Annotated in this window: 21 protein-coding genes; 16 read left to right on the top strand and 5 right to left on the bottom strand. The window is 71.7% G+C overall.

What is annotated here, in order from left to right; translation table 11 throughout:
* Positions 1–228: 228 nt before the first annotated feature.
* The 3 genes from CCN39_RS31185 (at position 229) to CCN39_RS31175 (ending at position 3,805) form a co-directional block, all read left to right on the top strand.
* Positions 229–1,389 carry an acyltransferase gene (locus CCN39_RS31185; protein WP_086848025.1) on the top strand — a complete coding sequence of 387 codons (1,161 nt, stop codon included), beginning with the start codon at positions 229–231 and terminating at the stop codon, positions 1,387–1,389.
* Positions 1,390–1,478: 89 nt separating this feature from the next.
* Entirely contained in the window at positions 1,479–3,179 is a 1,701-nt protein-coding gene (pyrG, locus tag CCN39_RS31180; RefSeq protein WP_086848023.1) for a CTP synthase, read from the top strand.
* Complete coding sequence (locus CCN39_RS31175) at positions 3,176–3,805, top strand: NUDIX domain-containing protein (protein ID WP_086848022.1); 630 nt, start codon at positions 3,176–3,178, stop codon at positions 3,803–3,805. Before pyrG ends, CCN39_RS31175 begins: the two co-directional genes overlap by 4 nt.
* Positions 3,806–3,826: 21 nt before the next feature.
* On the opposite strand, the gene CCN39_RS31170 is transcribed toward CCN39_RS31175, so the two are convergent.
* The gene (locus CCN39_RS31170) at positions 3,827–4,342 is read right to left on the bottom strand and encodes a DUF1707 domain-containing protein (protein WP_086848020.1); all 516 of its coding nucleotides are present in this window, start codon (positions 4,340–4,342) and stop codon (positions 3,827–3,829) included.
* 104 nt (positions 4,343–4,446) lie between these two features.
* On the opposite strand from CCN39_RS31170, the gene xerD reads away from it, so the two are divergent.
* From xerD to CCN39_RS31140, 6 genes are all read left to right on the top strand, one after another.
* Positions 4,447–5,349 carry a site-specific tyrosine recombinase XerD gene (gene xerD, locus CCN39_RS31165; RefSeq protein ID WP_086848029.1) on the top strand — a complete coding sequence of 301 codons (903 nt, stop codon included), beginning with the start codon at positions 4,447–4,449 and terminating at the stop codon, positions 5,347–5,349.
* Positions 5,350–5,496: 147 nt separating this feature from the next.
* Positions 5,497–6,468, top strand: coding sequence for a ParA family protein (locus CCN39_RS31160; RefSeq protein ID WP_086848018.1), 972 nt, complete (start codon positions 5,497–5,499; stop codon positions 6,466–6,468).
* On the top strand, positions 6,465–6,869 hold the full coding sequence (locus CCN39_RS31155) for a cobyrinic acid a,c-diamide synthase (protein WP_086848016.1): 405 nt from the start codon (positions 6,465–6,467) through the stop codon (positions 6,867–6,869). The genes CCN39_RS31160 and CCN39_RS31155 overlap by 4 nt, the downstream gene beginning before the upstream one ends.
* Positions 6,869–7,765: a segregation and condensation protein A gene (locus CCN39_RS31150; RefSeq protein WP_086848014.1), complete on the top strand. Its 897-nt coding sequence runs from the start codon at positions 6,869–6,871 to the stop codon at positions 7,763–7,765. The genes CCN39_RS31155 and CCN39_RS31150 overlap by 1 nt, the downstream gene beginning before the upstream one ends.
* Positions 7,762–8,652: an SMC-Scp complex subunit ScpB gene (gene scpB, locus CCN39_RS31145; protein WP_086848012.1), complete on the top strand. Its 891-nt coding sequence runs from the start codon at positions 7,762–7,764 to the stop codon at positions 8,650–8,652. Before CCN39_RS31150 ends, scpB begins: the two co-directional genes overlap by 4 nt.
* Complete coding sequence (locus CCN39_RS31140) at positions 8,639–9,391, top strand: pseudouridine synthase (protein ID WP_086848010.1); 753 nt, start codon at positions 8,639–8,641, stop codon at positions 9,389–9,391. Before scpB ends, CCN39_RS31140 begins: the two co-directional genes overlap by 14 nt.
* A gap of 18 nt (positions 9,392–9,409) precedes the next feature.
* On the opposite strand, the gene CCN39_RS31135 is transcribed toward CCN39_RS31140, so the two are convergent.
* Positions 9,410–10,228: an SAM-dependent methyltransferase gene (locus CCN39_RS31135; RefSeq protein WP_244211077.1), complete on the bottom strand. Its 819-nt coding sequence runs from the start codon at positions 10,226–10,228 to the stop codon at positions 9,410–9,412.
* A gap of 67 nt (positions 10,229–10,295) precedes the next feature.
* On the opposite strand from CCN39_RS31135, the gene CCN39_RS31130 reads away from it, so the two are divergent.
* The gene (locus CCN39_RS31130) at positions 10,296–12,137 is read left to right on the top strand and encodes a Xaa-Pro dipeptidyl-peptidase (RefSeq protein ID WP_244211076.1); all 1,842 of its coding nucleotides are present in this window, start codon (positions 10,296–10,298) and stop codon (positions 12,135–12,137) included.
* On the opposite strand, the gene CCN39_RS31125 is transcribed toward CCN39_RS31130, so the two are convergent.
* Genes CCN39_RS31125 through CCN39_RS31115 form a run of 3 tightly spaced genes read right to left on the bottom strand, consistent with a single transcriptional unit; the run spans position 12,134 to position 14,223 of the window.
* Positions 12,134–13,327, bottom strand: a complete 1,194-nt coding sequence (locus tag CCN39_RS31125; RefSeq protein WP_086848005.1) for a cation:proton antiporter — start codon at positions 13,325–13,327, stop codon at positions 12,134–12,136. The genes CCN39_RS31130 and CCN39_RS31125 overlap by 4 nt on opposite strands.
* A gap of 7 nt (positions 13,328–13,334) precedes the next feature.
* Positions 13,335–13,817: a cation:proton antiporter regulatory subunit gene (locus CCN39_RS31120; RefSeq protein ID WP_167455231.1), complete on the bottom strand. Its 483-nt coding sequence runs from the start codon at positions 13,815–13,817 to the stop codon at positions 13,335–13,337.
* Positions 13,818–13,854: 37 nt separating this feature from the next.
* Positions 13,855–14,223, bottom strand: coding sequence for a DUF4267 domain-containing protein (locus CCN39_RS31115; RefSeq protein ID WP_086848001.1), 369 nt, complete (start codon positions 14,221–14,223; stop codon positions 13,855–13,857).
* A 91-nt stretch (positions 14,224–14,314) separates the two neighbouring features.
* Between CCN39_RS31115 and CCN39_RS31110 the strand changes: the two genes are divergently transcribed.
* The 6 genes from CCN39_RS31110 (at position 14,315) to CCN39_RS31085 (ending at position 23,510) form a co-directional block, all read left to right on the top strand.
* Positions 14,315–14,881 (top strand): TetR/AcrR family transcriptional regulator, encoded by a 567-nt coding sequence (locus tag CCN39_RS31110; protein WP_086847998.1) that lies wholly within the window; start codon positions 14,315–14,317, stop codon positions 14,879–14,881.
* A gap of 91 nt (positions 14,882–14,972) precedes the next feature.
* Entirely contained in the window at positions 14,973–15,677 is a 705-nt protein-coding gene (gene cmk / locus CCN39_RS31105; RefSeq protein WP_086847996.1) for a (d)CMP kinase, read from the top strand.
* Positions 15,674–16,333 carry a lysophospholipid acyltransferase family protein gene (locus tag CCN39_RS31100; protein ID WP_208630460.1) on the top strand — a complete coding sequence of 220 codons (660 nt, stop codon included), beginning with the start codon at positions 15,674–15,676 and terminating at the stop codon, positions 16,331–16,333. The genes cmk and CCN39_RS31100 overlap by 4 nt, the downstream gene beginning before the upstream one ends.
* A 17-nt stretch (positions 16,334–16,350) precedes the next feature.
* Positions 16,351–17,811, top strand: coding sequence for a ribosome biogenesis GTPase Der (der, locus tag CCN39_RS31095; protein WP_167455232.1), 1,461 nt, complete (start codon positions 16,351–16,353; stop codon positions 17,809–17,811).
* Positions 17,812–18,123: 312 nt separating this feature from the next.
* A complete protein-coding gene (locus tag CCN39_RS31090; protein WP_086847993.1) occupies positions 18,124–22,026 on the top strand; it encodes a Pls/PosA family non-ribosomal peptide synthetase in 3,903 nt (1,300 codons plus the stop codon).
* Between the two features lie 80 nt (positions 22,027–22,106).
* The gene (locus CCN39_RS31085; RefSeq protein WP_086847991.1) at positions 22,107–23,510 is read left to right on the top strand and encodes a M1 family metallopeptidase; all 1,404 of its coding nucleotides are present in this window, start codon (positions 22,107–22,109) and stop codon (positions 23,508–23,510) included.
* The last annotated feature ends 184 nt before the right edge of the window (positions 23,511–23,694 follow it).

Here is a 23,694-nt window from a genome sequence, read left to right as displayed (position 1 = left end):
GCGTGAAGGGCCACCACGTGCGCGGCGTCCCGCCCACGTGGTGGCCCTTCACGCTGAGCACTAACATGATCACCGTACCCGCGCATCCCGAGCGGAAGTGGCATATCCGACACGCCCCAGGAGCCCCGCCAACAGGCGCTTCCCAGCGGCTTCATGGGAAATTCACAGAATGGGTGGCAAGTCTGACAACGTGAACCACGCCGACGACGGTGCCGGATCGGCGGCACGATGACGACTGCCCAGGCCACGCTCGAGGCCCCCGCCCGCGCTACGAGACCGGGCGGCAAAGCGCCCTACCTCCACCAGATCGACCTGTTCCGGTTGATCACGTTCGCCTGCGTCATCCTCATCCACGTGGTGGGCGCGACGAACTTCGCGCAGGACGTCGGTGCCAACGCCGTCGAGACGCCGCTGCACTTCACCCGCGAGGCCTTCTTCGCGCTCACCGGGTTCGTGCTCGTGTTCCAGAACCGCCGCCGCGAGTTCACCGCGGGCGACTTCTGGCGACGGCGGCTCCCGCTGGTCGCGACGCCCTACCTCGCGTGGTCGATGTTCTTCTGGGCGTACGGCCTGGTGACCGGGGCGCAGCAACCGGGCTCGCTCGAGGCGTCGATGCGCCTGCTGCTCAAGGACCTCGTCACCGGCGGCGCCTGGTACCACCTGTACTTCCTGCTGGTGACGATGCAGGTCTACCTGCTGTTCCCGCTGCTGATGAAGCTGCTGCGGGCGACCGAGGGCAAGCACAAGTGGCTGCTGCTCGGCAGCGGCCTGGTGCAGGTCGGCGTCACGCTGTTCATGACCTACCAGCCGCTCGGCGTGAGCTACGAGACGATCACCCACCTGTACGGCACGATCCTGCCGTACCAGTTCTACACGCTGTTCGGCGCCGTGGTGGCCCTGCACTTCGAGACCGTGCACGCCTGGGCGGGGCGGCACCGGCTGCTGCTCGGCGGCGCGTTCGTGGCGGTGCTGGCGGGCACCGAGTGGTTCTACTTCCACACTGTCCACAATGGAACGTTCCCGCAGGTGGCCAGCGACCCGTTCCAGCCGTACCTGATCCCGTGGTTCCTCACCGTGATCGCGGCGATCTACGCCTTCGCGACGAGGTGGGCGGCGCGCCGGCGGGAAGGCAGCCGTGGCGCCCGGGTGGTGTCGTGGGCGGCGAACCGGTCGTTCAGCATCTTCCTGGTGCACCCGCTCGCGCTGGCGCTGCTCGGCCCGGCGATCCCGCACGTCGCGGAACGCTTCGGCGCGCCGTGGCTCAGCGTGATCATCTACGTGGGGACGATCGTCCTGACGATCGCGATCGTCGAGGTCCTGCGGCGGCTGCCCGGTAGCCGGGCGCTCACCGGCCGTCCCCGGCTGCGTCCGGCGAAGGTTGCGGTTTGAGTCACCCGTGCGGGTGGCCTCGGTCATAACGGAAGGTTCGGGCGAGTCACAGCGCGCGGATCCGCCGCAGTGGGATATGCTGGCGGCCCGTGGGACTTCAGTCACGGGCAACCAAGTACGTCTTTGTCACCGGAGGCGTCGCCTCCTCTCTGGGTAAGGGACTCACGGCTTCCAGCCTGGGTCAGCTCCTTACCGCACGCGGGCTTCGCGTCACGATGCAGAAGCTCGACCCCTATCTCAACGTCGACCCCGGGACGATGAACCCGTTCCAGCACGGTGAGGTGTTCGTCACCGACGACGGCGCCGAGACCGACCTCGACATCGGGCACTACGAGCGGTTCCTCGACCGCGATCTCGACGGCAAGGCCAACGTCACCACCGGCCAGGTCTACTCCGAGGTGATCGCCAAGGAGCGCCGCGGCGAGTACCTCGGCGACACCGTGCAGGTCATCCCGCACATCACCGACGAGATCAAGGCCCGGATCACCGCGGCCGCCGGGCCGGACGAGACCGGCCAGTCGCCGGACGTCGTCATCACCGAGGTCGGCGGCACGGTCGGCGACATCGAGTCCCTGCCGTTCCTGGAGGCCTGCCGCCAGGTCCGCCACGACGTCGGCCGCGACCACTGCTTCTTCCTGCACGTCTCGCTGGTGCCGTACCTGGCGCCGTCGGGCGAGCTGAAGACGAAGCCGACCCAGCACTCGGTCGCCGCGCTGCGCAACATCGGTATCCAGCCCGACGCGCTGGTCTGCCGGGCCGACCGGGAGATCCCGGAGGACCTCAAGCGCAAGATCGGCCTGATGTGCGACGTCGACACCGAGGCCGTCATCGCCTGCCCGGACGCGCGGTCCATCTACGACATCCCGAAGGTGCTGCACGGCGAGGCGCTCGACGCCTACGTCGTCCGCCGCCTCGGCCTGCCGTTCCGCGACGTCGACTGGACGGTGTGGGGCGACCTGCTCGACCGGGTGCACAACCCGAGCGAGGTCGTGCGGATCGCCGTCGTCGGCAAGTACATCGACCTGCCGGACGCCTACCTGTCGGTCACCGAGGCCCTGCGTGCGGGCGGGTTCGCCCACCGCGCCAAGGTCGAGATCGTCTGGGTCGCCTCGGACGACGCGCAGACCGCGTCCGGCGCGGCGTCCGTGCTGTCCGGTGTGGACGGTGTGCTGATCCCGGGCGGGTTCGGCATCCGCGGCATCGAGGGCAAGGTGGGCGCGATCGAGTACGCGCGCACCCGCGGTGTCCCGCTGCTCGGCCTGTGCCTCGGCCTGCAGTGCATGGTCATCGAGGCCGCCCGGCACCTGGCCGGCATCACCGACGCCGGGTCGTCGGAGTTCGACGAGAACACCAAGCACGCGGTGATCTCGACCATGGCCGACCAGCGCGACGTCGTCGCGGGGGAGCGGGACATGGGCGGCACCATGCGGCTCGGCGCCTACCCGGCGAAGCTCAAGGCGGGTTCGCAGGTCGCGAAGGCCTACGGCACCACCGAGGTCTCCGAGCGGCACCGGCACCGCTACGAGGTCAACAACGCCTACCGCAAGCAGCTCTCGGACGCGGGCCTGGTCTTCTCCGGCACCTCGCCGGACGACCACCTGGTCGAGTTCGTCGAGCTGCCGGCCGAGGTGCACCCGTTCTTCGTCGGCACGCAGGCGCACCCCGAGCTCAAGAGCCGCCCGACCCGGCCGCACCCGCTGTTCAGCGCGTTCGTCAAGGCCGTGGTGGACCGCAAGGTCGCCGAGCGGCTGCCGGTCGAGCTGCCCGAAGCCTCCGTGGCGGCCCGGTGACCGCGCCGGGCGAGCACGAGTTCAGCGTGGCGTCCAGCCGGGACGTCCACATCGGACGTGTCGTCGGCCTGCGCATCGACGACGTCGTGATGCCGGGCGGCGACACCGCGGTCCGCGAGGTGATCGAGCACCTCGGCGCGGTGGCGATCGTCGCGCTGGACGAAGACCAGCAGGTCACGCTCATCCACCAGTACCGGCACCCGATCGGGCACCGGCTGTGGGAACTGCCGGCGGGCCTGATCGACCACCTCGGCGAGGACCCGGTGGGCACGGCCAAGCGCGAGCTGGTCGAAGAGGTCGGCCTGGCCGCGTCGGACTGGGTGACCCTGGTCGACGTCGCGGCATCGCCCGGCTTCACCGACGAGATCGTGCGGGTCTTCCTGGCCCGTGGGCTGTCCGATGTGGACCGCGAGGTGCTCGGCGAGGAGGAGGCGGACCTGGTCATCCGCAAGTTCCCGCTCGCCGAGGCCGTGCGGATGGCCCTGGCCGGCGAGCTCGTCAACGGCGCCACGGTGTCCGGGGTGCTGGCCGCGCACGCGGTGGTCTCCGGCGCGGCGCCGGCACGTCCGGCGGACGCCCCGTGGGAGGACCGCCCGACGGCGTTCGCCAAGCGCAAGCAGGCCTGAGCCGCTCCGCTGCGTCCCGGCTCAGGGGCGCAGCGGGCGGCCTTCGGCGTCCGAACCGCCGTTGACCAGCAGCACGATGCCGTCGATGATCGGCCACAGCACGCCGACTCCGGTGCAGAAGGTGGCGAAGAGCTGGGCCACCCCCAGCCCGGTCTGGCCGGTGTAGAACCGGCCGACGCCGAAGGGCAGCAGGATCTGCAGCACCCCGGCCACCGTCTTCGACCGGTGCGAGTACGGCATGGGCATCGACGGCGCGTACGGCACCGGGGCCGGTGGCGCGTACGGGTCCGGCCCGTACACCGGCAGCTGCGTGGTGGTCTGCGAGTACTGCGGCGGCGGCGCGAAGAACCCCGGGTGCGGCTGAGGCAGGTCGCGGAACAGCGGCCGCAGGTCGCCCAGCGTCGTCGCCGCGTACGCGCCGGTCACCCTCGTCTCGTACTCGTCCGGCGTGATGCGGCCCATGCCGAAGTGATCGGCGAGCAGCCTCGCCGTTTCCTCGCGCTCGGCCGTGCCGATGCGGAGTTCATCGGACCCCATGGCACCACGGTAACCGCGTGCCGCCGGGAACGGGGTTTCTGCCGGGTCACGACCGCCGCGCGGCCTAAGGTGGCGGCGTGGTAGCCGCGGGCAGCACCGACGGCGTGATCGCCGCGTACCTCGACCACCTGGTCGTCGAACGCGGGACGGCACGCAACACCCTGGACAGCTACGCCCGCGACCTGCGCCGGTACGCCGCGCACCTGGACGGCCTGGGCGTCGCGAAGATCGCCGACGTCACGTCCGCGCACGTCACGGCCTTCGGCGCCGCCCTGCGCGAGGGCGACGACGAGCACCAGCCCCTGGCCGCGTCGTCGGCCGCCCGGGCCCTGGTCGCCGTGCGGGGCCTGCACAAGTTCGCCCACGCCGAAGGCCTCACCGAGCACAACCCGGCCCGCGAAGTCCGGCCGCCGACACCGGCGAAGCGGCTGCCGAAGGCCCTGCCGGTCGACGACGTCCTGCGGCTGCTGGAGACCCCGCCGCCGGACGGCGAGCGCCCGCTGCGCGACCGGGCGCTGCTGGAGGTGCTCTACTCCACCGGGGCCCGGATCTCCGAGGCGGTCGGCCTGGACATCGACGACGTCGACACCGTCGAGCGCACCGTGCTGCTCGACGGCAAGGGCGGCAAGCAGCGGCTGGTGCCGATCGGCCGTCCCGCGCTCGCCGCGCTGCACGCCTACACCGTCCGCGCCCGCCCGGCTCTCGCCGCACACGGCCGCGGCACGGCGGCGCTGTTCCTCAACGCCCGCGGCAGCCGGCTGTCGCGGCAGAGCGCGTGGCAGGTCCTCAAGGACACCGCCGAACGGGCGGGCATCACCGCCGTCGTCTCGCCGCACACGCTCCGCCACTCCTTCGCCACGCACCTGCTCGAAGGCGGCGCGGATGTCCGGGTCGTCCAGGAACTGCTCGGCCACGCGTCGGTCACGACGACCCAGGTGTACACGCTGGTCACGGTCAACACGCTTCGCGAGGTGTACGCGACAGCGCACCCGCGAGCGCTGGGCTAGACGGCCCTATAAACGGGGAAGGGCCTTCGTAGCCTGCACCGACGGTCGAGTGACATTGCCCCGTCGAGTCCGGCGCGTTGCTTTGCCGGGGCTCCGACTCCGGACATAGGCTGCGGCGGACGCTGACGAACAAGGAGCTTTCGCGCCATGTCGACACCGAACCAGCCGGCCGTACCGGCCGAGTCCGCCGGGTCGGCGGCGGCGAACCTCAGCCAGGTCACCATCGCGACACCCACCGACCACGACGGCGACGATCAGCAGGAGCGCAACGGCAAGAAGGTGAAACTCGAGGGCATCGGGCCGACCGGCCGCCCGATCCGCGAGCACCCCGATCCGGCGCCGCTCGACAAGCACGGCCCGGCCAAGATCATGGCGATGTGCAACCAGAAGGGCGGGGTCGGCAAGACGACGTCGACCATCAACCTGGGTGCCGCCCTCGCCGAGTACGGCCGCAAGGTCCTGCTGGTCGACTTCGACCCGCAGGGCGCGCTCGCCGTCGGTCTCGGCATCCAGCCGCACGAACTCGACCAGACGGTCTACAACGCCATCATGGAGCGCTCGGTCAGCGCCACCGACGTGCTGATGAAAACCCGCGTCGACGGCGTTGACCTGCTGCCGAGCAACATCGACCTGTCCGCCGCCGAGGTCCAGCTCGTCGCCGAGGTAGGGCGCGAGCACACGTTGTTACGGGTCCTGCGTCCGGTCATGAACGACTACGACTATGTTCTTGTCGACTGCCAGCCCTCGCTCGGCCTGCTCACGGTGAACGCGCTGACCGCCGCGGACGGCGTGATCATCCCACTGGAGTGCGAGTTCTTCAGTCTGCGAGGCGTCGCCCTCCTGATCGACACCATCGAGAAGGTCCAGGAACGCCTCAACCCCAAACTGGACATAGTCGGGATTCTCGCCACCATGTACGACCCGAGAACCCTGCATTCGAAGGAGGTCATGGCTCGCGTGGTGGAGGCATTCGGCGAGACCGTGTTCGACACGGTCATCAACCGCACCGTGCGGTTCCCCGAGACGACGGTCGCGGGTGAGCCGATCACGACCTGGGCGCCCAAGTCGGCCGGCGCGGCGGCGTACCGCCAGCTGGCCCGCGAGGTGATCGCTCGGTGAGCAGGCGCGCCTCCCTGCCCGGAGCGTCGGAACTCTTCCGCATCACCTCCAGCCCCGCTCTCGACCTCCCTCCCCAGGCCCCGCCCGAGCCCGTCGAGAAGCCCAAGCCTTCGGGTGACGGCCGAGCGGAACAGCTCGCCCGCAGCGCGGCTCCGCACGGGTCCGGCCGGACCAAGCACGACGCGAAGATCACCGTGTACGTCTCCGGGGACGAGCTGGTGGCCATGGAGCAGGCCCGGCTGACGCTGCGCGCGAAGCACGACCTGGTCGTCGACCGCGGTCGGCTGGTCCGTGAGGCCGTGGCGGTGCTGCTGGCCGACTTCGACCAGAACGGCGACGAATCGGTGCTGGTCCAGCGGCTGCGGGTGGTCGGCTCAGACGGCGGCGAAACCGAGGGCTGATGGACGAGCCGGAACCGGCTCCGGAGGTCCCCGAAGAGCACCAGACCGTGCACGGCGGGATGATCCCCGAAGGCGTCAACACCGAAGAGCTGAGCACGTCGAAGTTCAAGGTGCGGCTGGCCAACTTCGAGGGCCCGTTCGACCTGCTGCTGCAGCTGATCTCGCAGCACCAGCTCGACGTCACCGAAGTGGCGTTGCACCGGGTCACCGACGACTTCATCGCCTACACGCGCGCGCTGGGCACCGAGTGGAACCTCGACGAGACGACGGAGTTCCTGGTCATCGCGGCCACCCTGCTGGATTTGAAGGCGGCCCGGCTGCTGCCGTCGGCCGAGGTGGAGAGCGAAGACGACCTCGCCCTGCTCGAAGCCCGCGACCTGCTGTTCGCGCGGATCCTGCAGTACCGCGCGTACAAGCAGGTGGCGGCGCTGTTCGGCGAGCTGGAGCAGAACGCGCTGCGGCGCTACCCGCGGTCGGTGGCGCTGGAGGAGCGGTTCGTCGGGCTGCTGCCCGAGGTGATGCTGGGCGTGACGCCCCAGAAGTTCGCCGACATCGCGGTGGCGGTGTTCCGCCCGAAGCCGCCGCCGACGGTGTCGATCGCCCACATCCACATGGGCCGCATTTCGGTCCGCGAGCACGCGGCGATCCTGCGGGTGCTGCTGGCCGAGCGAGGACAGGCGACGTTCAGCGAGCTGGTCGACGACTGCGAGCACACGGTGGAGATCGTGGCGCGCTTTCTGGCGCTGCTGGAGCTCTACCGGGAGGCGACGGTCCAGTTCGAGCAGAGCGAGGCACTGGCCGAGCTGCACGTCCGCTGGACGGGCGGCTCGAAGGAAGAAGCCTCCGCGGCGGCCGAGCTGGACCGCGCGTTCGGAGACGAAGAGGAGTACGGGTGAGCAACGAGCAGGTTTCCCCGCCCGAGCCGCCGCCGGGCGAGCCGGTGGCGGCCGCGGCGGAGCTGGCGCTGGACGAGGCCCTGTCGGGTGAGCCGGTGACCGAGGAGGGGGAACCGGTCGAGCCGCTGGTCGAGGAGGGCGCTGCCGCCGAGCCGGAGGTGTCGGCTGAGGCTGCGCCCGCCGAGCCGGAAGCGCCTGCGCCGGTGGAAGCCGCTGCCGAGCCGGACCAGGCCGCGCCCGTCGAGCCGGCCGCGCCCGAAACACCCGCCGAGCCCGAGCCCGGCCCCGCCGACCCCGAGTCCGACCTGGTCGCCGCCGGTGATGCCGACTCCATGCCCGACGTCACCTCCGACGAGGACCTCGAGGCCGCCCTCGAAGCGCTGCTCCTCATCGTCGACTCGCCCGCCGGTGAAGAACTCCTCGCCGACACCCTCGGCCAGCCCAAGTCGCGGATCGTCGTCGCCCTGCGGACCATGGCGCAGAAGTTCACCGACCGGAACTCCGGGATCGACCTGCGGCGCGTCGGCGAAGGGTGGCGGTTCTACACTAGGGACGTCTACGCCCCGTTCGTGGAGAAGCTCCTGCTGGACGGCCAGCGGTCGAAGCTGACCCGGGCCGCGCTGGAGAGCCTCGCCGTGATCGCGTACCGGCAGCCGGTGACCCGTGCACGGGTTGCCGCGGTGCGCGGCGTGAACGTGGACGGCGTGATCCGGACGCTGCTCGCGCGCGGCCTCATCGAAGAGATGGGGACCGACCCCGAGACGACCGGCACGCTGTACGTGACGACCGAACTGTTCCTGGAGCGACTGGGGCTGTCGTCGCTGAACGACCTGCCCGCCATCGCTCCGTTGCTACCCGAAGTGGACACCATCGATGACATCCAGTGAACACCCCGACGGCGTCCGGCTGCAGAAGGTGCTGTCGCAGGCCGGGGTCGCCTCCCGGCGCGCGGCGGAAGACCTGATCGTCGCCGGCCGGGTCGCGGTGGACGGCGAGGTCGTCACCGAGCTGGGCCGCCGCGTCGACCCGGACGCCGCGATCATCCACGTCGACGGCACCCGGGTGAACCTGCGCGACGACCTGATCTACCTCGCCCTGAACAAGCCCAAGGGCGTGCACTCGACGATGTCGGACGACCGGGGCCGCCCCTGCGTCGGCGACTACCTGCGCGGCCGCTACGAGGAGACGCCCGGCGTCGTGCACGTCGGACGGCTCGACGAGAACACCGAGGGCCTGCTGCTGCTCACCAACGACGGCGACCTCGGGCACCGGCTGATGCACCCGTCCTACCGGGTGCTCAAGACCTACCTCGCCGAGGTCGACGGTCTCGTGCCGCGCGGGCTCGGCAAGGAGCTGCGCAAGGGCTGGGAGCTGCCGGACGGCATCGTCAAGGTCGACCAGTTCCGCGTCAAGGACATGCACTCCGGCAAGTCGCTGGTGGAGCTGGTCATCCACGAGGGCAAGAAGCACATCGTGCGCCGCCTGCTCAAGGACACCGGGCACCCGGTGCTGAAGCTGGTCCGCACCGCGGTCGGCGACGTCCAGCTCGGCAACCAGCGCGTCGGCTCGATCCGGCGGCTGACGAAGACCGAGGTCGGCGCGCTCTACCGCAACGTCGAGCTCTGACGCGGCGAAGCCCGGTCGTCACCGCACGGCGGTGACGAAGCCGCCGGCGGTCGCGTCGTCGTCCGACGGCCGGCCGTAGGCGGCGGCGAGCTCGGCGCGCGTCACCGTCGACGGCTCCCAGCCGTGGGCGGCCAGCCACTCCGGCGCCTGGCCGCCGAGCCCGCCCCTCCAGAGGGACGTGACGTGCTCGCCGCCCGCGGCCGCCTTCGCGCGGGCGATCAGGCTCCCCGGCGGGGTGCCCGGCCGGTGCTCGAACGCGATCCGGCTGCCCGGCGCCGCCAGCTCGCCGACGGTGGTCAGCAGCCGCTCGGCCTCCTCGCGCGTGAGGTACATCAGCAGGCCCTCGGCCAGCCACGCGGTCGGCACGGCCGGGTCGAACCCGGCGCCGCGCAGCGCGGTGGCCCAGTCCTCGCGCAGGTCGGCCGGCACGACGACCCGGGTGCACGCCGGTTCGGCGCCCTGTCCGGCGAGCACTTCGTCCTTGAAGGCCAGCACCTCGGGCAGGTCCAGCTCGAACAGCCGGGTGCCGTCCGGCCAGGCGAGCCGGAACGCCCGCGTGTCCAGCCCGGCCGCGAGCAGCACGACCTGCGGGCAGCCGCTGCCGAGCAGCTGGTCGTCGTAGAACCGGGTGCGGATCACGACCTGCGGGTAGAACATCGCGCCGAGGCCGGCCTGCGGTCCCCCGGCCGAGGCGTCGGGCAGGACCGAGCGGCCCGCCTCGAAGAACGCGGCCGCGTACGGGTCGTCGAACAGGCGGTCCGGGCGGCCGCTTTCGTAGGCGCGCAACGCGGCGACGCCGACGGCCGTGCGGCTCACGGCGGGCAGGGACTCCGTCACGACCGCCACCGTACGCCCGACTTTCCGCCGTGGTGGGCGACTGCGCCGGCTCGCTAGCGTGACGGGTATGCGACTCGGTGTGGTGTGCGGGGTCCTGGCGGTGCTCCTGTCCGGTGCGGTGGCCCCGGCGGCCGCGGCGCCCGCGGCGAGTGAACCGGTCTACGACTACGCGAAGGCGATCCGCGAAACCGTCTGGGTCGACATCGGCCGCGACGGCGACGGGGACGGCCGCTCCGACCGGGTCGCCGCCGACGTCGTCCGGCCGGGTGAAGCGACGGCACGCGTTCCGGTGATCATGGACGCCAGCCCGTACTACTCGTGCTGCGGACGCGGCAACGAGAGCGAGCTGAAGTCCTACGACAGCGCCGGGAAGCCGGTGAAGTTCCCGCTGTTCTACGACAACTACTTCGTCCCGCGCGGCTACGCCGTGGTGCTGGTCGACCTGGCCGGGACGAACCGCTCGGCCGGCTGCGCGGACGTCGGCGGCGCCTCGGACGTCGACTCGGCCCGCAAGGTCGTCGACTGGCTGAACGGCCGCGCGACCGGCTACAGCGCGAAGACCGGCGGCAGTGCGGTGACGGCGGGCTGGAGCACCGGGAACGTCGGGATGATCGGCAAGTCCTACGACGGCACGATCGCCAACGGCGTCGCGGCGACCGGTGTCGCGGGCCTGAAGACGATCGTCCCGATCTCGGCGATCAGCTCCTGGTACGACTACTACCGCTCCGACGGCGCGACCTTCGGCTTCAACCCGGACGGGCTCGCGCGCACGGTGGAAGCCCGCAACAGCGGGCAGAACTGCTCGGCGGAGAACCAGGTCCTGGCGTCCGGCGCCACCGCGAACGGCGACTACGGGCCGCTGTGGGCGGACCGGGACTACGTCCGGCGGGCGGGCAACGTGCGGGCCAGCGTCCTGCTCTCCCACGGCGTCAACGACCTGAACGTCAAGACCATCCACTTCGGACAGTGGTGGGCCGCGCTGAACGTCGAGAAGAAGATCTGGCTGGCCCAGACCGGGCACGTCGACCCGTTCGACTACCGGCGGGCCGACTGGGTCGATCTGCTGCACCGGTGGTTCGACCACTACCTGCTGGGCATCGACAACGGCGTCCAGAACGGGCCGCAGGCGAGTGTCGAGCGGCAGCCGGACCAGTGGGTCGACCAGAGCGCGTACCCGGCGGCCGGGGTGGTGGCGACGACGCTGCGGCCGGGGGCGTCCGGCACGCTGGGCACCTCGCCGTCTTCCGGCACCGCGTCCTTCACCGACAACCCGAGCGTCGGTGAGGACACCTGGGTGACCAACCCGGGCAGCGCCGCTTTGACGTATTCGACCGGGGTCTTGGCCTCGGATCTGCAGGTTTCCGGCACGACTTCGGTGACCGTGACGGCGACGCCGGGCACGTCGTCGGCGCGGGTGTCGGCGCTGCTGGTGGACCTCGGCGCGGCGACGATCCGCAATTTCGCGGGGAGCGGCGAGGGGATCAAGACGGGAACGTCGGAGACCTGCTGGGGCTCCTCGACGTCCGGCGACGACGCTTGCTACCGCGTGGCCACGGCGGACGTGAAGAAGGTGAGCTACACGATCCTCAGCCGCGGCTGGGCGGACCTGGCGAACTACGCATCCCTGTCCCAGGAACGGCCGCTGACCCCGGGAACGGCGTACACGATGACGTTCCGGCTGGCCTCGACCGACCACATCGTGCCGCGCGGGCACGCACTGGCCCTGATCATCGGCGGCACGGACGGCAGCTTCATCCGCGGCCCCGCCCAGCCGGGCCGGGTGACGCTGGACCTGGCCCGCACGTCGGCCTCGGTCCCGCTGCTGGGCATCCCGCCCGCGGCGACGACCCACCCGGCCCCGGCCGCCGGCGAGCACGTGCCGTCGGCGGAGCGGGCGGACCTGCGCTAGTTCGCCTCGGCCGGCGACGTCCGGGTGGCCGTTTTCCGTTGCAGGGCACGGGCGATCGGCTCGACGACCCGGGCGGCCGTCGGGCCGAGGATCGCCATCAGCAGGACGTACGCCGTCGCCAGGGCCGCCAGCTCGCCGGTGACCGCGCCCGCCGTCACCGCCAGGCCGGCGATGACGATCGAGAACTCGCCGCGCGCGACCAGGGCCGCTCCGGCGCGGGCGCGGCCCAGGCGGCCGATGCCCTGGCGGCGGGCCGCCCACCAGCCCGTGGCGACCTTCGTCAGCGTCGTCACCACCGCCAGCACCACGGCCCAGCCGAGCACCGGCGGGATCGACGCCGGGTTCGTGTTGAGGCCGAAGACCACGAAGAACACCGCGGCGAACAGGTCCCGCAGCGGCTCCAGGATGCGCGTCGCGTTCTCCGCCGTCGAGCCCGAGATCGCGATGCCGAGCAGGAACGCCCCGACCGCGGCCGACACCTGCATCGCCGAGGCGAACCCGGCCACCAGCAGGGCCGCGCCGAGCACCTTGAGCAGGAACACCTCGCGGTCCGGGCTGTCCACCGCGGCCGAGACGTACCGGCCGAACTTCAGCGCGATCACCAGCACCACGGTGATCACCAGCAGCGAGATCCCGACGGCCTCCAGGCCGCCGAGCAGCGACACCCCGCCCAGGACCGCGGTGAGGATCGGCAGGTAGAGCGCCATCGCGAGGTCCTCGAACACGAGGATCGACAGCACCACCGGCGTCTCGCGGTTGCCGAGCCGGCCGAGGTCGCCGAGGACCTTCGCGACGATCCCGGACGACGAGATGTACGTGACGCCCGCCATCACCATCGCGCCGACCGGGCCCCAGCCCAGCAGCAGCGCGACCGCCGCGCCGGGGGCGGCGTTGAGCACGATGTCGAGCAGGCCCGCTGTCCAGGACCGGCGCAGGCCGGTGAACAGCTCGGCCGCGGAGTACTCGAGGCCGAGCAGCAACAGCAGCAGCACGACGCCGATTTCGCCGGCCAGGTGCGTGAAGCCGCCGATGTCGGTCAGCGGGATCAGCCCGCCGGAGCCGAAGCAGAGGCCGCCGAGCAGGTAGAGCGGGATGGGGGAGAGGCCGATCTTGCCGGCCAGGCGCCCGAGCACGCCCAGCACGAAGAAGACCGCCCCCAGTTCGATCAGGGACAGCGCGGTGTGGTCCATCGGCCGCTCAGCCGTACTTGAGGATCTTGGCGGCGGCTTCGAGACCCTCGCTCGTGCCGACCGCGACCAGCAGATCGCCCCCGGTGAACGTGAAGTCCGGCGTCGGCGACGGGTGCACCTGGCCGGCCCGCGCCACCGCGACCACCGAGACGCCGGTGCGGGTGCGCATCGCGGTGTCGCCGAGCGTCCGGCCGTCGAACGGGCCGGACGGCATGATCGGCAGCTGCCGCGTGCTGATCCCGGGCAGGTCCCGGTGCTCCTCCGTCAGCTGCGCGACCAGTTGCGGCGCGCCGAGCAGGTTGGCCAGCGCGCCGGCCTCGTCCGCGGTGAGCGGGATCGAGGCGGCGCAGGCATCGGGATCGTCCGGTTTGGACACGATCAGCTCGATGTGACCGTCCCGCTGGGTGACGACGCCGACGCGGCGACCGGTACGGGTGGCGAAGTCCTTGCGGACCCCGATGCCGGGCAGGGGAGTTACTTCGACGTTCACCCAACCACCGTAACCCAGGTGTCCGATTCGCGGGATTTCAGCCGAGCAGCAGGAGCAGGGCGGCGACGACCATCACGACGGCGGTCAGGCCGTGCACGCCGAAGGCGATGGCCTTCTTCCCCCTGTGGCGCAGGACGATCAGCATGTCGAAGAGGGGCCAGGCGGCCGCGGCGAGGAAGACCCAGCCCAGCGCGTGCGGGTCGCCGTAGAGCACCAGGGCCAGCGGGACGAGGCCGGCTCCGATGTCGCGGCCGCCCTTGACGTTCAAGAACGTCTCGGCGTTTTCGGGGACCTCGGTGAAGCCGAAGCCCGCGGCGATCTTCTTCGGGGCGAAGAGGTAGTTGAGGCCGACGTAGATGATCCCGAGCGAGACGATCGCGACGAGGACGTAGCCGGTGGTGATCATGGTGTTCCCTCCAGTTTTCTAGCACCGCTAGGATTGCTAGCAACGCTAACCTAGCGGCGCTAGATTGTCTAGCAGTGCTAGCGTGTGACCCATGACGCAGCGACAACGCCGGGTACGGGACCGGACCGAGCGAGGCCGGCGGATCGTCGCCGCGGCCAGGGAGCTGGCCGAGGCGGAGGGCTGGGACGCGGTCACCACCCGGCGGCTCGCCGGCCTGATCGAATACAGCCAGCCGGTGCTGTACAGCCACTTCCCGGGCGGCAAGGACGCGATCATGGCGGCGGCCGCGCTGGAGGGCTTCACCGAGCTGGCGGCGACGCTGGTGGCGGCCCGCCCCGGCGGCCTCGGCGGGGTGGCCGAGGCGTACGTGGCTTTCGCCGAGGCGAAACCGGGCCTCTACGACGCGATGTTCACGCACGCCTCGGAACTGCGGTTCGCCGAGGACGACACCCCGGAGGTGATGAAGGCGTGCTTCGCGGAGCTCCTCGCGGTCGTCGAACCGACGGCGGGCGACCAGGAGGCGGGCGCATTGACCGAGGTGTTCTGGAGCACGCTGCACGGCCTCGTCACGCTGGACCGGGGCCGTCGGCTGTCGCCGGCCCACCGTGACGAGCGCCTCTCGCTCGTGGTGGCGCGCTTCGGCACGCGGGGCGACTGATCTCCTCCGCACCCCGACCGGCAGAATGGGCACCAAAGCCGAACGGGACGAGAACGCGAGGAGAGTGCCGGTGACGGGAGCCCTACGTGGTGTGGTCGCGCTGGACGGCCCGTCGGGGACCGGGAAGACCACCGTCGCCCGCAAGCTCGCCCAGCGCCTCGGGGCCGGCTACCTCGACACCGGTGCCATGTACCGGATGGTCACCCTCGCCGTGCTGCGCGCCGGCGTCGACCCGGCCGACGCGAACGCCGTCGCCGCCGTCGCCGACCGGGCCGAGTTCACCATCGGCACCAGCCCCGACCGGCCCGAGATCCGCCTGGTCGGCGAGGACGTGGCCGCCGACATCCGCGGGCCCGAGGTCACCAAGGCCGTCTCGCCGGTGTCCGCCGTGCCGCACGTGCGCGAGCTGCTGGTCGCCCGGCAGCGGCAGATCATCGACGACGTGGTCGAGCACCGTGGCGGGATCGTCGTCGAGGGCCGGGACATCGGCACCGTCGTCGCGCCGGACTCGCCGCTCAAGGTGTTCCTGACCGCGTCGGCCGACGTCCGCGCGTCGCGCCGCAGCACCCAGGACACCGCGGCCGGGCGGCAGTCGTCGGTCGCCGACGCCCTGGCTTCGGTCGAGCGCCGCGATCGCCTCGATTCGACCCGGGCCGCCTCGCCGCTGCGGGCCGCCGACGACGCCGTGCACGTCGACACCTCCGAGCTGTCGATCGACCAGGTGATCGTCGCCCTGAGCGAGCTCGCCAGCCACCGCGGACTGCTGGCGGGGTGCAACGCCGAGGTAGCGCGATGACCGCTGACGGACTCCCCGAGGGATCCGTCGGCAGGCTCCACGACGCCGGGCGGGTCTTCGCCCGGTACTATCTGCGCTCGGCGTTCCGCATCCGGGTGCACGGCCGCGAGCGCGTCCCCGCCGCCGGGCCGCTGCTCGTGATCGCCAACCACAGCTCCATGATCGAGCCGCAGCTGATCTTCGGAATGCTTCCGCGGCGTTCGGCGTTCCTGGTCAAGGCCGAGATGTTCGGCGGGATCGTCGGCAAGTTCATGCTGGCGATCGGGCAGATCCCGCTCAAGCGCGGCGAGATCGACCGCAAGCCGCTGATGACCGCGGTCGGCGTCCTGAAAGACGGCGGAGTCGTCGGGATCTTCCCCGAGGGCACCCGCGGTGCCGGGGACGTCGGCGCGGCCGAACGCGGCGCGGCCTGGCTGGTCCGGGCCTCCGGCGCGACCGTGCTCCCGGTCGCGACGCGGGGCACGCTCAAGCCTGCCGACGGCAAGCGACGGTTCCGGCCGCGGGTGGACATCCTCGTGGGCGAGCCGTTCACGCCGAAGGTCGGACCCGGGAAGACCGGGCTCGACCAGGGCACCGAAGAGCTGCGCGGTGAGCTCGCGGCGCTCGTGAAGACTTTGGACGACTGGCGTGCCGAACACGGATTCGGTGCGGTATAAGGGAAATTGGGTCAGTGATGGAAGAGTTGGACAGCGTCGGCGAGATCGACGGCACCTGGTCGGACGAGACCGAATTCGCCGCGCTCGACGCGCAGATCGAGGCGGCGGAAGCGGCCGAGGAGGCTGCCCTCGCGCAGCCGGTGCTCGCCGTCGTCGGCCGGCCCAACGTGGGCAAGTCGACGCTGGTCAACCGCATCCTCGGCCGGCGCGAAGCCGTCGTGCAGGACGTGCCGGGCGTGACCCGCGACCGCGTCGCCTACGACGCCTACTGGGGCGGCCGCAAGTTCACCCTGGTCGACACGGGCGGCTGGGAGCCGGACGCGACCGGGCTGCAGGCGTCCGTCGCCGCCCAGGCCGAGCTGGCCATGCAGACCGCGGACGCGGTGCTGCTGGTGATCGACGCCTCGGTCGGCGCCACGGCCACCGACGAAGCCGTCTCCAAGGTGCTGCGCCGGTCGAAGAAGCCGGTGCTGCTGGCCGCCAACAAGGTCGACGACGACCGGCTGCTCGCGGACACTGCGTCGCTGTGGTCGCTCGGCCTCGGCGAGCCGCACCCGGTCAGCGCGCTGCACGGCCGCAGCTCCGGCGACCTGCTCGACGCCATCCTCAAGGCCCTGCCCGAGTCGCCGCGCGAGGGCGGTGCCGTGACGTCGGGGCCGCGGCGCGTCGCGCTGGTCGGCAAGCCGAACGTCGGCAAGTCGAGCCTGCTCAACAAGCTGTCGGGCGAGGAGCGCTCGGTCGTCGACTCGGTGGCCGGCACCACCGTCGACCCGGTCGACTCGCTGGTCGAGCTGGACGGCGAGACCTGGCGGTTCGTCGACACGGCGGGCCTGCGCAAGCGCGTCAACTTCGCCGCGGGCGCCGAGTACTACGCCTCCCTGCGCACCAAGACCGCGATCGACGCGGCCGAGGTCGCGATCGTGCTGCTGGACGCGGCCGAGCCGCTCTCGGAGCAGGACCTGCGGGTGCTGACCATGGTCGTCGAGGCCGGGCGCGCCTGCGTGCTCGCGTTCAACAAGTGGGACCTGGTCGACGAGGACCGCCGCCACGCGATGGTCCGCGAGCTCGACCGCGGCCTGGTCCGCGTGCCGTGGGCGGAGAAGGTCAACATCTCGGCGCTGACCGGCCGTTCGGTGCGCAAGCTGGCGCCGGCGCTGCGGACCGCGCTGAAGTCGTGGGACCAGCGGGTGCCGACCGGCCAGCTCAACGCGTGGCTGTCGGACCTGATCGCGGCCACCCCGCCGCCGGTCCGCTCGGGCAAGCAGCCGAAGGTCCTGTTCGCGACCCAGGCCGGCATCCGCCCGCCGACGCTGGTGCTGTTCACCACGGGCTTCCTCGAGGCGGGCTACCGCCGGTTCATCGAGCGCAAGTTCCGCGAGCAGTTCGGCTTCACCGGCAGCCCCGTCCGGGTGAATGTCCGGGTCCGGGAAAAGAAGGCGAAGCCCAAGGTCGGCGGAAAAGCCGCCCGAACCCGGTGAGCGATTCGCCGGAACTGACGTGATCCGGGCCGGAACTCGCGTGATTGAAGCCGTAACTCGCGAGTTCCGGCCCCAATCACGCGAGTTCCGGCTTCAATCACGCGAGATGCGAGCCGGATCACGCTGGTCAGGGCGATGATCGTGAGGTCTGACACGCTGGCGTGACCCTGGGGATATCTTTTGGTGATCCGGGGGTATGGTGAAAGGTCGTTGCGGGCGCCTCATTCGGAGAGCGAGCCCGGTTGAGGCTCCCGAAAGGTGAGTGGTGGGCTTGCGCGCCCATGGTTCTGTCCTGCCCGGGGTGAGTGGCCGATGACCGTCACCATCGAACCCACCGGATCCACCGGGTCCACCGCGGTGACGGCTGGGGTGAGCCTGGCCCCGGTCGCCGACCGGGCGCTGTTCTGGTCCGGTCTCGGCGCCGCCGAGCGCACCCTCCTCGACGTCCTGGCCGAGACGGCCGAGCGGCACCCCAACGCCGCCGCGATCGACGACGGCACCACCACCCTGACCTACCGGCGGCTGCTCGACGAGATCGACGGCTACGGCCGCCGCCTCAAGAGCTACGGCGTCGGCCTCGGCGACCGCGTCGGCATCCGGATCTCCTCCGGCACCGCCGAGCTGTACATCGCCATCCTCGCCACCCTCTCCGTCGGCGCCGCGTACGTGCCGGTCGACGCCGACGACCCCGACGAGCGCGCCGAGCTGGTCTTCGAGGAAGCCCAGGTCGCGGCGGTCGCCACCGACGGCAAGATCAACGTCCACAGCACGCCCGGCGGCCGCGAAGGCCGGCCCGGCCCGGCCGACGACGCGTGGATCATCTTCACCTCCGGCTCCACCGGCAAGCCCAAGGGCGTCGCGGTCACCCACGCGAGCGCCGCCGCCTTCGTCGACGCCGAAGCCGAGCTCTTCCTCACCGACGAGCCCATCGGCCCCGGCGACCGCGTCCTGGCCGGCCTGAGCGTCGCCTTCGACGCCTCCTGCGAAGAGATGTGGCTGGCCTGGCGGCACGGCGCCTGCCTGGTCCCGGCGCCCCGCGCGCTGGTCCGCACCGGCGTCGACCTCGGCCCGTGGCTGGTCGCGCAGCGCATCACCGTCGTCTCGACCGTGCCGACGCTGGCCGCCCTGTGGCCCGCCGACGCCCTCGAGGACGTCCGCCTGCTCATCTTCGGCGGCGAAGCGTGCCCGCCGGAGCTGGCCGAACGCGTCGCCGTCGAGGGTCGCGAAGTCTGGAACACCTACGGCCCGACCGAGGCCACCGTCGTGGCCTGCGCCGCGCAGCTGACCGGCGAAGGCCCGGTCCGGATCGGCCTGCCGCTCGTCGGCTGGCAGCTCGCCGTGGTCAACGACGAGGGTGAGCCGGTCGCCATGGGCGAGACCGGCGAGCTCGTCATCGGTGGCGTCGGCCTCGCCCGCTACCTCGACGCGGCCAAGGACGCCGAGAAGTTCGCGCCCTTGCCGTCGCTGGGCTGGCAGCGCGCCTACCGCTCCGGTGACATGGTCCGCGCGGAAGAAGAAGGCCTGCTGTTCCTCGGCCGGCTCGACGAGCAGGTCAAGCTCGGCGGCCGCCGCATCGAGCTGGGCGAGGTCGACGCCGCGCTGCAGGCCCTGCCGGGCGTGCAGGGCGCGGCCGCCGCGATCCGCCGCACCAAGGCGGGCAACCAGGTCCTCGTCGGGTACGTCGTCCCCACGGCCGCAGACTTCGATCAGGACGCGGCCGCGACGCGCCTGCGCGAGCACCTGCCCGCCGCGCTGGTCCCACTGCTCGCCGTCGTCGAAGACCTGCCGACCCGCACCTCCGGCAAGGTCGACCGCACCGCCCTCCCGTGGCCACTGTCCACAGTGGAGGCTTCCGGGCTGACCCCGACCGAGACGTGGCTCGCCGAAGGCTGGGCCGAGATCCTCGGCGTGTCGGTCGACAGCCCGAAGGCGGACTTCTTCACCCACGGCGGCGGCAGCCTGACCGCCGCGCAGGTGGTCGCCCGCATCCGCACCCGGCACCCGCAGGTGTCGGTCGCCGACATCTACGCCCACCCCAAGCTGGGCGCGCTGGCCGCGATGCTGGACGCGCTGAGCGGCCAGGCCACCCAGCGCCGCGACATCGCGCCGACGAAGCGCCGCGCCGGGGTCATCCAGACCCTGCTGATGGTTCCGCTGATGGGCCTCGTCGGCCTGCGCTGGGCGACGCTCGCGGCGGCCCTGTCGAACGTCCTGTCCCTGCTCGGGTTCGCTTGGGCGCCGACGCTGAGCTGGGCCTGGATCGGCCTGGCCTGGGTGGTGCTGTTCAGCCCCGCGGGCCGGATCGCCATCGCCGCGGGCGGCGCGCGGGTGCTGCTGTCCGGGGTGCGCCCCGGCACCTACCCGCGCGGCGGGAGTGTCCACTTGCGACTGTGGACGGCCGAGAAGCTCGCCGAGTTCAGCGGTGCGGACAGCGTCGCCGGCGCGTCCTGGATGACGACGTACGCGAAGGCGCTCGGCGCGCGGATCGGCAAGGACGTCGACCTGCACTCGCCGCCGCCGGTCACCGGCTTCCTCAAGCTGGGCCGCGGCGCCGCGATCGAGCCCGAGGTCGACCTGACCGGGCACTGGGTCGACGGCGACGTCGTGCACATCGGCAAGGTCCGCGTCGGCGCGGAAGCCCGCGTCGGCGCGCGCAGCACGCTCTTCCCGGGCGTCCGGATCGGCAAGGGCGCGGAGATCGCGGCGGGTTCGACCGTCCGCGGTGCCGTCCCGGCCGGGCAGCGCTGGGCCGGTTCGCCCGCCGCCCGCGTGGCCAAGGACGAGCGCGACACGCTGAAGTGGCCGTCGAGCCGCCCGCCGCGGTCGCACTTCTGGTCCGCCGTCTACGGCGTGACCTCCCTGGCGCTGGGCTTCTTGCCCGGCGCGGCCGCCCTGGCCGGGGTAGCCGTGCTCGGCTACGGGATCGCCGGCGCCCCGACGCTGCTCGACGCGTTCACCCGCGCGCTGGCCTTCGTGCCGGTCGCGACCGTGGCGTACTTCGCCGCGTACATGCTGCTCGTGCTCGTCGGCGTCCGGTCGCTGAGCATCGGCATGGTCGAGGGCTACCACCCGGTGCACGGCCGCGTCGCGTGGCAGGTCTGGGCGACCGAACGCCTGATGAGCATGGCCCGCGAAGGCCTGTTCCCGCTCTACGCCAGCCTGTTCACGCCGGTGTGGCTGCGGCTGCTCGGCGCGAAGGTCGGCCGCAACGTCGAGGCGTCGACCGTCCTGGCCCTGCCGAAGATGACCAAGGTCGACAGCGGCGCGTTCCTCGCCGACGACACCATGGTCGCCACCTACGAGCTCAACCACGGCTGGCTGCACGTCGCCCCGGCGCGGATCGGCAAGCAGGCCTTCCTCGGCAACTCGGGGATGACCGCGCCCGGCCGTTCGGTGCCGAAGCGCGGCCTGGTCGGCGTCCTGTCCTCGACGCCGCTGAAGGCGAAGAAGGGCTCGTCGTACCTGGGCATGCCGCCGCTGCCGGTCCGCCGCGCGGTCGGCGACGCCGACACGAGCCGGACCTACACCCCGGCGCTGCACCTCAAGGCGGCGCGGGCGCTGGTCGAGCTGTGCCGGATCATCCCGGTCATGTGCGGGGTCGCGCTGACCGTCGTGGTCGCCTTCGGCCTGCTCTGGACGGCGTCGGCGTTCGGCTTCGGCGTCGCCGCGCTGCTGGCCGGGCCCGCGCTGCTGGCCGCCGGGATCGTCGCGGCGCTGACCGCGACGGTGATGAAGTGGCTGCTGGTCGGCAAGTTCCGCGAGATCGACCACCCGCTGTGGAGCTCCTTCGTCTGGCGCAACGAGCTGGCCGACACCTTCGTCGAGGCCCTCGCCGTGCCGTGGCTGATCGGCTCGGTCGGCGGCACCCCGCTGCTGACCGCGTGGCTGCGCACGATGGGCGTCAAGATCGGCCGCGGGGTCTGGCTGGAGACGTACTGGCTGCCCGAGGCGGACCTCGTCGAGCTGGGCGACGGCGCGACGATCAACCGCGGCTGCGTCGTGCAGACGCACCTGTTCCACGACCGGATCATGAGCATGTCGCGGGTGACCCTCGGCGAGGGCGCGACGCTCGGTCCGCACGGCATCGTGCTGCCGGGCGCGGGCATCGGCGCGCGCACCACGGTCGGCCCGGGCTCGCTGGTGACCCGCGGCGACGAGGTGCCCGCCGACACCCGCTGGCTGGGCAACCCGATCTCCGCGTGGCCCGGTAAGTAACAAAAGCAGGACCAGGCGCGCCGGACTCACCCGTCCGTGCGAGCCTGGTTCCAGCACGCACGACGAAAGGTTCGCCACGGGTGATTTCGAAGGCTCCCGCTCCCGGCGCGGACACCTCCGGCGACCCCTACCTGCCCGCTCACGGCAACGGCGGGTACCGGACGCGGCACTACGACCTGAGCCTCGACTACAAGGTCGCGCCGAACCGGCTCTCGGCCTCGGCGGTGATCACCGCCGAGGCGACCCAGGCGCTTTCCCGCGTCAGCCTCGACTTCGGCGAGTTCCGGATCAACCGCGTGCTCGTCGACGGCAAGCCCGCGAAGTACCTCAAGCGGGGCGCCAAGCTGCACGTCAAGCCGGCGAAGTCGATCCCGGCGGGCGGGTCGTTCGTCGTCGAGGTCCACTACGTCGGCAACCCGCGCCCGGTGGGGAGCCGCTGGGGTGACGTCGGCTGGGACGAGCTGACCGACGGCGCGCTGGTGGCGAGCCAGCCGGTCGGGGCGCCGTCGTGGTTCCCGTGCAACGACCACCCGTCGGACAAGGCGGGCTACCGGGTGAGCGTGACGACGGCGTCGCCGTACCTGGTCGCGGTCACCGGCACCCTGGTCGAGCGCTCGACGTCGGCGAGCACGACGCGCTGGGTCTTCGAGCGTCCCGAGCCGACGGCGACGTACCTGATGAGCGTCCAGATCGGCCGCTACGACGACGTCGAGCTGACCGGCCGCGGCTGGGGGTCGCCCACCGGCGTCGGGTCCCGCCTGCTGACCCTGGGCTTCGGGCGCGGCGGCGTCGAGTCGGTCGCGCCGACCGTGCCGCAGCGCGCGGCCGTGCCCCCGCGGCTGCGGCGCGCGTTCGAACGCGACTTCGGGCGGCAGAGCCGGATGATGGAGTTCCTGCAGCGGCTGTTCGGGCCGTACCCGTTCGGCGAGTACGTCATCGTGATCACCGACGACGACCTCGACGACCCGATCGAGGCCCAGGGCATGGCGATCTTCGGCGCCAACCACGTCGACGGCCGCCGCACCCACGAGCGGCTGGTGCTGCACGAGCTGGCCCACCAGTGGTTCGGCAACAGCCTGACGGTGGCGGATTGGCGCCACATCTGGCTGAACGAAGGCTTCGCCACGTACGCCGAGTGGCTGTGGTCGGAGGAGTCGGGCGGCCCGTCCGCCGCGGCGCTGGCGGCGAGCTGGCACGCGCGCATCAAGGCCAAGCCGGCGGACGTCCGGATCGCCGACCCGGGCGTGGCCCGGATATTCGACGAGCGCGTCTACAAGCGCGGCGGGCTGACGCTGCACGCGCTGCGGGCGGAGATCGGGGACCCGGCATTCTTCGCGTTGCTGAAGTCGTGGGCCGAGGAGCACCGGCACGGGCTGGTCACGACGGATCTCTTCGTCGCGGCAGCCGAAGTGCACGCCGGTCGGTCGCTGCGCGGGTTCTTCACCCGCTGGCTGGAGACGCCGGCGCTGCCCCCGCTTCCCTGATTCATCCGATGTCTCTGCCGCTTTCCGGGTGAACTCCTCTGGTCTTTTGGGCACCCCTCTGCAAGTATGGCCGGACGCCGCCGCATGATCTCGCCGAAACGTAGTATGAATTCGGAGGATGCTTCATGGACGCAGTGTCCCGGCGGACGGTGCTCCGCTCTGCCTCGGTGCTGGCCGGGGCCGC

The sequence above is a fragment of the Amycolatopsis kentuckyensis genome, assembly GCF_002155975.1.
GTDB lineage: Bacteria > Actinomycetota > Actinomycetes > Mycobacteriales > Pseudonocardiaceae > Amycolatopsis > Amycolatopsis kentuckyensis.
This window is presented reverse-complemented; position numbering and strand designations above follow the sequence as displayed.

Bases quoted from the DNA above. Each gene is read 5' to 3' on its own strand.
- CCN39_RS31125 (WP_086848005.1), bottom strand. From the start codon at position 13,327: ATGGACCACACCGCGCTGTCCCTGATCGAACTGGGGGCGGTCTTCTTC.
- CCN39_RS31140 (WP_086848010.1), top strand. From the start codon at position 8,639: ATGACATCCAGTGAACACCCCGACGGCGTCCGGCTGCAGAAGGTGCTG.
- CCN39_RS31185 (WP_086848025.1), top strand. From the start codon at position 229: ATGACGACTGCCCAGGCCACGCTCGAGGCCCCCGCCCGCGCTACGAGA.
- CCN39_RS31090 (WP_086847993.1), top strand. From the start codon at position 18,124: ATGACCGTCACCATCGAACCCACCGGATCCACCGGGTCCACCGCGGTG.
- CCN39_RS31170 (WP_086848020.1), bottom strand. From the start codon at position 4,342: ATGGGGTCCGATGAACTCCGCATCGGCACGGCCGAGCGCGAGGAAACG.
- CCN39_RS31160 (WP_086848018.1), top strand. From the start codon at position 5,497: ATGTCGACACCGAACCAGCCGGCCGTACCGGCCGAGTCCGCCGGGTCG.
- CCN39_RS31110 (WP_086847998.1), top strand. From the start codon at position 14,315: ATGACGCAGCGACAACGCCGGGTACGGGACCGGACCGAGCGAGGCCGG.
- der (WP_167455232.1), top strand. From the start codon at position 16,351: ATGGAAGAGTTGGACAGCGTCGGCGAGATCGACGGCACCTGGTCGGAC.
- CCN39_RS31100 (WP_208630460.1), top strand. From the start codon at position 15,674: ATGACCGCTGACGGACTCCCCGAGGGATCCGTCGGCAGGCTCCACGAC.
- CCN39_RS31130 (WP_244211076.1), top strand. From the start codon at position 10,296: ATGCGACTCGGTGTGGTGTGCGGGGTCCTGGCGGTGCTCCTGTCCGGT.
- CCN39_RS31150 (WP_086848014.1), top strand. From the start codon at position 6,869: ATGGACGAGCCGGAACCGGCTCCGGAGGTCCCCGAAGAGCACCAGACC.
- CCN39_RS31115 (WP_086848001.1), bottom strand. From the start codon at position 14,223: ATGATCACCACCGGCTACGTCCTCGTCGCGATCGTCTCGCTCGGGATC.